This is a genomic window from Saccharomonospora halophila 8 (assembly GCF_000383775.1).
GTDB classification, from domain to species: domain Bacteria; phylum Actinomycetota; class Actinomycetes; order Mycobacteriales; family Pseudonocardiaceae; genus Saccharomonospora; species Saccharomonospora halophila.
In genome coordinates this window covers 1,499-8,138 of record NZ_KB912534.1, presented here as the reverse complement: position 1 = coordinate 8,138, position 6,640 = coordinate 1,499, and the positions used below count along the sequence as shown (strand labels likewise).

General features: G+C 72.1%; 8 protein-coding genes. 4 read left to right on the top strand and 4 right to left on the bottom strand.

What is annotated here, in order from left to right; translation table 11 throughout:
* From SACHA_RS21315 to SACHA_RS0109775, 4 genes are all read left to right on the top strand, one after another.
* A partial coding sequence (locus SACHA_RS21315) for an FAD-dependent oxidoreductase (RefSeq protein WP_019809302.1) occupies positions 1–454 on the top strand: 454 nt, incomplete at its 5' end.
* A 12-nt stretch (positions 455–466) separates the two neighbouring features.
* Positions 467–667 carry a sulfur carrier protein ThiS gene (gene thiS / locus SACHA_RS0109785; protein ID WP_019809300.1) on the top strand — a complete coding sequence of 67 codons (201 nt, stop codon included), beginning with the start codon at positions 467–469 and terminating at the stop codon, positions 665–667.
* Between the two features lie 10 nt (positions 668–677).
* Complete coding sequence (gene thiG / locus SACHA_RS0109780) at positions 678–1,457, top strand: thiazole synthase (protein WP_019809298.1); 780 nt, start codon at positions 678–680, stop codon at positions 1,455–1,457.
* Positions 1,458–1,619: 162 nt separating this feature from the next.
* Positions 1,620–2,051: a MarR family winged helix-turn-helix transcriptional regulator gene (locus tag SACHA_RS0109775; RefSeq protein WP_019809296.1), complete on the top strand. Its 432-nt coding sequence runs from the start codon at positions 1,620–1,622 to the stop codon at positions 2,049–2,051.
* A gap of 81 nt (positions 2,052–2,132) precedes the next feature.
* On the opposite strand, the gene thiD (SACHA_RS0109770) is transcribed toward SACHA_RS0109775, so the two are convergent.
* The 4 genes from thiD (SACHA_RS0109770) to SACHA_RS0109755 form a co-directional block, all read right to left on the bottom strand.
* Positions 2,133–2,969 (bottom strand): bifunctional hydroxymethylpyrimidine kinase/phosphomethylpyrimidine kinase, encoded by an 837-nt coding sequence (gene thiD / locus SACHA_RS0109770; protein ID WP_019809294.1) that lies wholly within the window; start codon positions 2,967–2,969, stop codon positions 2,133–2,135.
* A gap of 59 nt (positions 2,970–3,028) precedes the next feature.
* Complete coding sequence (gene thiD / locus SACHA_RS0109765; protein ID WP_019809292.1) at positions 3,029–3,889, bottom strand: bifunctional hydroxymethylpyrimidine kinase/phosphomethylpyrimidine kinase; 861 nt, start codon at positions 3,887–3,889, stop codon at positions 3,029–3,031.
* Positions 3,886–5,559 carry a phosphomethylpyrimidine synthase ThiC gene (gene thiC / locus SACHA_RS0109760; RefSeq protein ID WP_019809290.1) on the bottom strand — a complete coding sequence of 558 codons (1,674 nt, stop codon included), beginning with the start codon at positions 5,557–5,559 and terminating at the stop codon, positions 3,886–3,888. Before thiC ends, thiD (SACHA_RS0109765) begins: the two co-directional genes overlap by 4 nt.
* Before the next feature lie 308 nt (positions 5,560–5,867).
* Positions 5,868–6,422, bottom strand: coding sequence for a peptide deformylase (locus SACHA_RS0109755; protein ID WP_019809288.1), 555 nt, complete (start codon positions 6,420–6,422; stop codon positions 5,868–5,870).
* Between the last annotated feature and the right edge of the window lie 218 nt (positions 6,423–6,640).

The window sequence follows — 6,640 nt, the reverse complement described above, 5'->3', positions numbered from 1 at the left end:
TCCGCTGAAGGGCGAGATCCTGCGGCTGCGGCCGCGGCGGACGAGCCTGCCACCGCCCCGGCACACCGTGCGGGCCACGGTCGAGGGCAGACCGGTCTATCTGGTGCCCCGCGCCGACGGCGAGCTCGTGCTCGGCGCGACCCAGTACGAGGCGGGCTTCGACACCGACGTGACCGCGCGCGGGGTGCGGGAGCTGCTGGAGGCGGCCGAGCGGGTGTTCCCGGCGCTCGCCGAGTACACCCTCACCGAGAGCACGGCCGGGCTGCGTGCCGGGAGCGCCGACAACCTGCCGTACCTCGGGCCGCTCGACGACGGCGTGTACGCGGCGGCCGGACACCACCGCAACGGGTTGTTGCAGGCCCCGGTCACCGCGGCGGCCGTACTCGCCTGGCTCACCGGCGCCGTGCCGCCGAGGGGTGTGGCGGGCGCACACCCGGACCGGATCGGACAGTGAGGAGTCGCTGTGATGGACGTTCACGTCAACGGGGACACCCGGCGCGTGCCGGACGGCAGCACCGTCGCCGACGTGCTCGCGGCCGCGTGGGGCGAGGCGAAGGGGATCGCCGTGGCGCTCGACGGGGAGGTCGTGCGGCGGGGGCGCTGGAGCGACGTCGTCGTGCGCGACGGCGCGCGCATGGAGATCATGACCGCGGTGCAGGGAGGCTGAGCAGACCACGATGACGTTCACCGACACGACCGCCGTCGAGGCCCCGCTGGTCCTCGGCGACCACAAGCTCGACTCCCGGCTGATCATCGGCACGGGTGGCGCGGGCAACCTCGACGTTCTGGAACGGGCCCTCGTGGCCTCCGGGACCGGGCTGACCACCGTCGCCCTGCGCCGTGCCGACACGGAGGGTGGATCCGGCGTGCTCGACCTGCTGCGGCGGCTCGGCATCGCGGTGCTGCCGAACACGGCGGGCTGCCGCACGGCGGCCGAGGCCGTCCTCACCGCCCGGCTGGCGCGGGAGGCGCTGGACACGGACCTGGTGAAGCTGGAGGTGCACGCGGACGACCGGACCCTGCTGCCGGACCCGGTGGAGACCCTGGAGGCGGCCGAACAGCTCGTCGCCGACGGGTTCACGGTGCTGGCCTACACCAACGACGACCCGGTGCTGGCGCTGCGGCTGGAGGAAGCGGGGTGCGCGGCCGTGATGCCGCTGGGCTCGCCGATCGGGACGGGGCTGGGCATCCGTAATCCGCACAACCTGGAACTGATCGTGTCGCGGGCCGGGGTGCCGATCATCCTGGACGCCGGGATCGGGACCGCCTCCGACGCCGCCCTGGCGATGGAGCTCGGCTGCGACGCCGTGCTGCTGTCCACGGCGGTGACCAGGGCACAGGCACCGGAACGGATGGCGCGGGCGATGGCCTCGGCGGTCACCGCGGGACGTCTCGCACGCGAGGCGGGGCGGATCCCCCGCCGGTTCTGGGCCCAGGCGTCGAGTCCGCCCCGCTGACACCCGCCGTCGCGCGGGCGGCGGGGACGGAGGGGAGCGGGAGTGTGGGGAGCGCGGACGCGGCGGCCGCCCGACCACGTAAGGTGACCCGCACTCCGGACACCCGGCGGGAAATCGGGTGGGCGGAAGCGGGAGCACGTGGACCGAAGGAGCGTTCGAGAAGTGAGCACGTCGGCACAGGACGTTCCCGGCAGGCTGTTCCTCACGATCGGCAGGCTGTCCCGGTCGCTGCGTCAGGCGGGCGCGCCCGGGCCCGGGCACGGGGCGATCTCGGCGTTGGCGACACTGGCGGCGTGTGGGAGGCTGCGGCTGGGCGATCTGGCCGCCAAGGAGGGCGTCGCGGCGGCGACCATGTCCCGCATCGTCTCCGCCCTGGCCGAACAGGGCTACGTGCGGCGGGAGTCGGACCCGGTGGACCGCAGGGCGTGGCTGGTCACGGTCACCGACGAGGGGCAGAGCCTGCTCTCCGGCGTCACCGCCACCCGCATCAACGAGCTGAGCAGGCGGATCGGCCGGCTCACCCCGGAACACCGCGACGCCCTCGCCGCCGCCGTCCCCGCCCTGGAAGCCCTCCTCGCCGACGACGACGTCTGACCCACCCCGATCCGCGAGTCCACACTCCACGCCCGCGAGTCGCCACCGCAGGCCCGCGAGTCGCCACCGTGTGCCGGCGGATCAGCGCTGGGTGTCCTCATCGGCGACCCGCCAGAACGCCGACACGGGGCCCACCTTCGCGCCCATCGGGTACGAGTTCCGCACCGCGTTGATCACGTACCACTTCGCCAGCCGGGCCGCGTCCGGCACGCTCTCGCCCCGGGCCAGACCGGCGGTGAACGCCGAGGCCATCGCGTCCCCCGCGCCGTGGGTGTGCGGGGTGTCCAACCGGGGCCCCGGCAGTTCGGTGAACGTCTCGCCGTCGTACAGCAGGTCCACACACTCCGGGTCGTCGGCGAGGTGCCCGCCCTTGACCAGCACGTACCGCGGGCCGAGTTCCCGTAGCGCGAGCGCGGCGTTCCGCATGTGCTCGCGCCGGGTGACCTCGATCCCGGTGAGCAGCCGGACCTCGTCCAGGTTCGGTGTGACCGCCGTGGCGCGGGGGAGCAGTTCGTCGCGCAGCGCCGCCAGCCCGGCGTCGTCGAACAGTGGGTGCCCGTGCATGGAGGCGGCGACCGGGTCGACCACGAACGGGATGCCGTCGGCGCCGCCGATGCCCGCCCGGTCGCACGCCCCGGCGACCGCGTGGATGATCCCGGCGGAGGCGAGCATCCCGGTCTTGGCGGCCTGCAGCCCCATGTCGGCGGCGACCGCCTCGATCTGCCCGGCCACGATCCGGGCCGGGACGTCGGAGCGGTCGTGCACGCCGAGCGTGTTCTGCACCGTCACCGCCGTGACGGCGACCAGGCCGTGGACACCACACGTCAGAAACGTCCGCAGGTCCGCCTCCAGACCGGCGGCGCCCCCGGAATCGGACCCGGCGATGGTCAACGCCGCGGGAGGCTGCTTGTCGCTCATCCCTCCAGTCTCACCCACGCCCGGCCGATCCCCCGGAGGTGGCCCACGCCGCGCCCGGCTCACTCCTCCGGGGCCAACCGCCAGAACGGGGACACCGGACCGACCCCGGCACCCAGTGGATACGCCTCGGCGACGCAGCGTTCGATGAACCGCTTGCCCTGCGCCACGGCGTCGGGAACGGCCAGCCCCCGCGCGAGGTAAGCCGTGACCGCCGAGGCGAGCGTGTCCCCGCCGCCGTGGGTGTGCTCGGTCTCGTACCGTGGGCCTTCGAGGTCGACGTACCCGGTGCCGTCCGCGAGGAGGTCCACACACTGCGGGTCGTCGGCCAGGTGACCGCCCTTGACCAGGACCCACCGCGGCCCCAGTTCGAGCAGGGCGTCGGCGGCGGCACGCCTGCTGTCGGCGTCGGTCACCCGGACGCCGGTCAGCAGCCGGACCTCGTCTAGGTTCGGGGTGACCAGCGTGGCGCGGGGGAACAGTTCGGTGCGGATCGCCTCCAGCGCCTCGTCCCGCAGGAGCGGGTCCCCGTGCATGGACGCGGCCACCGGGTCGACGACGAGCGGGATCCGCCCCGGTCCACGCCCGATGCCGAGGTCGTCGGCCGTGGCCGCGACCGTGCGGATGATGTCGGCCGTGGCGAGCATGCCGGTCTTCGCCGCGTCGACACCCATGTCCCCGGCCACGGTGCGCATCTGCGCGGTCACGAGCTCCGGTGGGATCTCGGTGAAGCCCTCGACCCCGAGTGAGTTCTGCACGGTGACCGCGGTGACCGCCGTCATGCCGTGGACCCCGCAGGCGAAGAAGGTGCGCAGGTCCGCCTGGATGCCCGCCCCGCCGCCGGAGTCCGATCCGGCGACGGTCAGCGCGGTTCCCGGGGTCGCCGGGGTCCGGGTCGTCGGTGTGCGCGGGGTCCGGGTCACGGCTCGACCACCGGGAGGTAGACCTGGCTACCGCGTTCGCCGAACTCTCGTGCCTTGTCCCGCATCCCGGCCTCGATGGCGTCCACACTGGACAATCCGTGCTCCTCGGCGTAGCGGCGGACGTCGTGGGTGATGCGCATCGAGCAGAACTTCGGCCCGCACATCGAGCAGAAGTGTGCGGTCTTGGCGGGTTCGGCGGGCAAGGTCTCGTCGTGGAACGCCCGCGCGGTGTCCGGGTCGAGGGAGAGGTTGAACTGGTCGTGCCAGCGGAACTCGAACCGCGCCCGCGACACGGCGTCGTCCCATTCCTGCGCGTACGGGTGCTCCTTGGCGAGATCGGCACTGTGCGCGGCGATCTTGTAGCTGATCACGCCGGTCTTCACGTCGTCCCGGTTCGGCAGGCCCAGGTGCTCCTTCGGGGTGACGTAGCACAGCATCGCGGTGCCGTACCAGCCGATCTGCGCCGCACCGATCGCCGAGGTGATGTGGTCGTAGGCGGGGGCGATGTCCGTCGCGAGTGGACCGAGCGTGTAGAACGGCGCCTCCCCGCAGAGCTGTTCCTCCAGCTCGACGTTCTTCTTGATCTTGTGCATCGGCACGTGTCCGGGGCCCTCGATCATCACCTGCACGTCGTGCTCGCGCGCGAGGTGGGTGAGCTCGCCGAGGGTCTCCAGCTCGGCGAACTGGGCCCGGTCGTTGGCGTCGGCGATCGACCCCGGGCGCAGCCCGTCCCCGAGGGAGAAGGTGACGTCGTAAGCGCGCAGGATCTCGCACAGTTCGGAGAAGTGCGTGTACAGGAACGATTCCCGGTGGTGGGCCAGGCACCACGCGGCCATGATCGAACCGCCGCGGGAGACGATGCCGGTGACCCGCTGGGCCGTCAGCGGGACGTAGCGCAGCAGCACGCCCGCGTGCACGGTCATGTAGTCGACGCCCTGCTCGCACTGCTCGACCACGGTGTCCCGGTAGACCTCCCAGGACAGCTTCTCCGGCTCGCCGCCGACCTTCTCCAGCGCCTGGTAGATCGGGACGGTACCGACCGGGACGGGGGAGTTGCGCAGGATCCGCTCGCGGGTGGCGTGGATGTTGCTCCCCGTGGACAGGTCCATCACGGTGTCGGCGCCCCAGCGGGTCGCCCACACCAGCTTGTCCACCTCCTCCTCGACCGACGACCACACGGCCGAGTTGCCCATGTTGGCGTTCACCTTCACCAGGAAGTTCTTCCCGATGATCATCGGTTCGGACTCGGGGTGGCAGCGGTTGGCGGGGATCACCGCCCGTCCGCGCGCCACCTCCGCGCAAACGAACTCGGGGTCGACGCGCTCGCGTGCGGCGACGAACTCCATCTCCGGGGTGATCACCCCGGCCTTCGCCCGGCCGAGCTGGGTGTCGTGTTCGGAGCCCTCGCGCCACGCCGCCCGGGTGCGGTCCAGTCCGGTGTGGACGTCGATGGCGGCCCCGGGGTCGGTGTAGGGCCCCGAGGTGTCGTAGACGTCGAAGTGCTCCCCGTTCGAGAGGTCGATGCGCCGCGCCGGGACACGCAGCCCCGAGGCGGTCGAGTGGTAGATCTTGCGTGAGCCGGTGATCGGTCCGGTGGTGACCCCCGGTCCGGCAGCGCCGTCACCAGTGCCGTTGTGCTCTGCGGTAGCGCCGTTGTCCAGCGTCGTCACGACGAATCCACTCCCTACGCCGGCATTACCCGGTCAGGTTCTGCGGTCGGCGGCACCGGGTCCGGTCGAACCGGACACCAGCCGCCCTCTCAGCCCGCCAGGGCGCGAGCTCCCGCGATGTACTGTTATCTGCCTACCCGAGCGACCCTAGCCACGCCCCACCCCCACCGACAACCCGCCACCCGGGTCACGACGCGACCTGTGCCGTGAAGGGCACCTTCCTTGCGCTGGACGCCGTGAGGGGCACCTTCACTGCGTCACACGCAGCGAAGGTGCCCCTCACGGCACTACGGAGGGTGAGGGGGTCGTCAGGGGGCGGGTGGGAGCCAGGAGTTGCCCGGCACGCCCCACTTGTTCGATTTGAGCATCTTCTTCGCGGCTCGGGAGTGACGGCCGATGAGCCGGTCCAGGTAGAGGTAGCCGTCGAGATGGTCGGTCTCGTGCTGGAGGCAGCGCGCGAAGTAGCCGGTGCCCTCCACCTCGATCGGGGTGCCCTCGACGTCACAGCCGGTGACCTTCGCCCAGGAGGCCCGCCCGGTCGGGTAGGACTCGTCCGGCACCGACAGGCAGCCCTCCCAGTCGTCGTCGGGGTCCGGCATGGTCTCCGGGACCTCGCTGGTCTCCAGTCGGGGATTGACCACCAGCCCCTTGTGCCGCACACCCTCGTCGTCCGGACAGTCGTAGACGAACAGCCGCAGGTCGACACCGATCTGGTTGGCCGCGAGACCGACCCCCTCCGCCGCGTACATCGTCTCGAACATGTCGTCGACGAGTGTGGCGAGGTCGGTGTCGAACGTCTCGACCTCGCGGGTGCGCGTGTGCAGGACCGGGTCGCCCGCGATACGGATGGGGTGGATCGTCACGGTGGGTCATCCTAGGCGAGAGACCCACCACCCGGACGCGCCGGGCATGCTCCGGCGTTTCGGCCCTTCGGCGTGATCTAATGACAGTGCGCGACGATCGCGCGGGATACGGACGTGCCCGAACAGCCGACGAGGAGCCAGATGGACGCCGCCGCGGAGTCGACGGCCCCGGACGAGCGGCCGCCCCCGCAGACCGGGCCCGCACAGGCCGGGCCCGC

Excerpts from the sequence above, each read along its gene's own strand:
- thiS (WP_019809300.1), top strand. The coding sequence starts at position 467 with ATGGACGTTCACGTCAACGGGGACACCCGGCGCGTGCCGGACGGCAGC.
- thiG (WP_019809298.1), top strand. The coding sequence starts at position 678 with ATGACGTTCACCGACACGACCGCCGTCGAGGCCCCGCTGGTCCTCGGC.
- thiD (WP_019809294.1), bottom strand. The coding sequence starts at position 2,969 with ATGAGCGACAAGCAGCCTCCCGCGGCGTTGACCATCGCCGGGTCCGAT.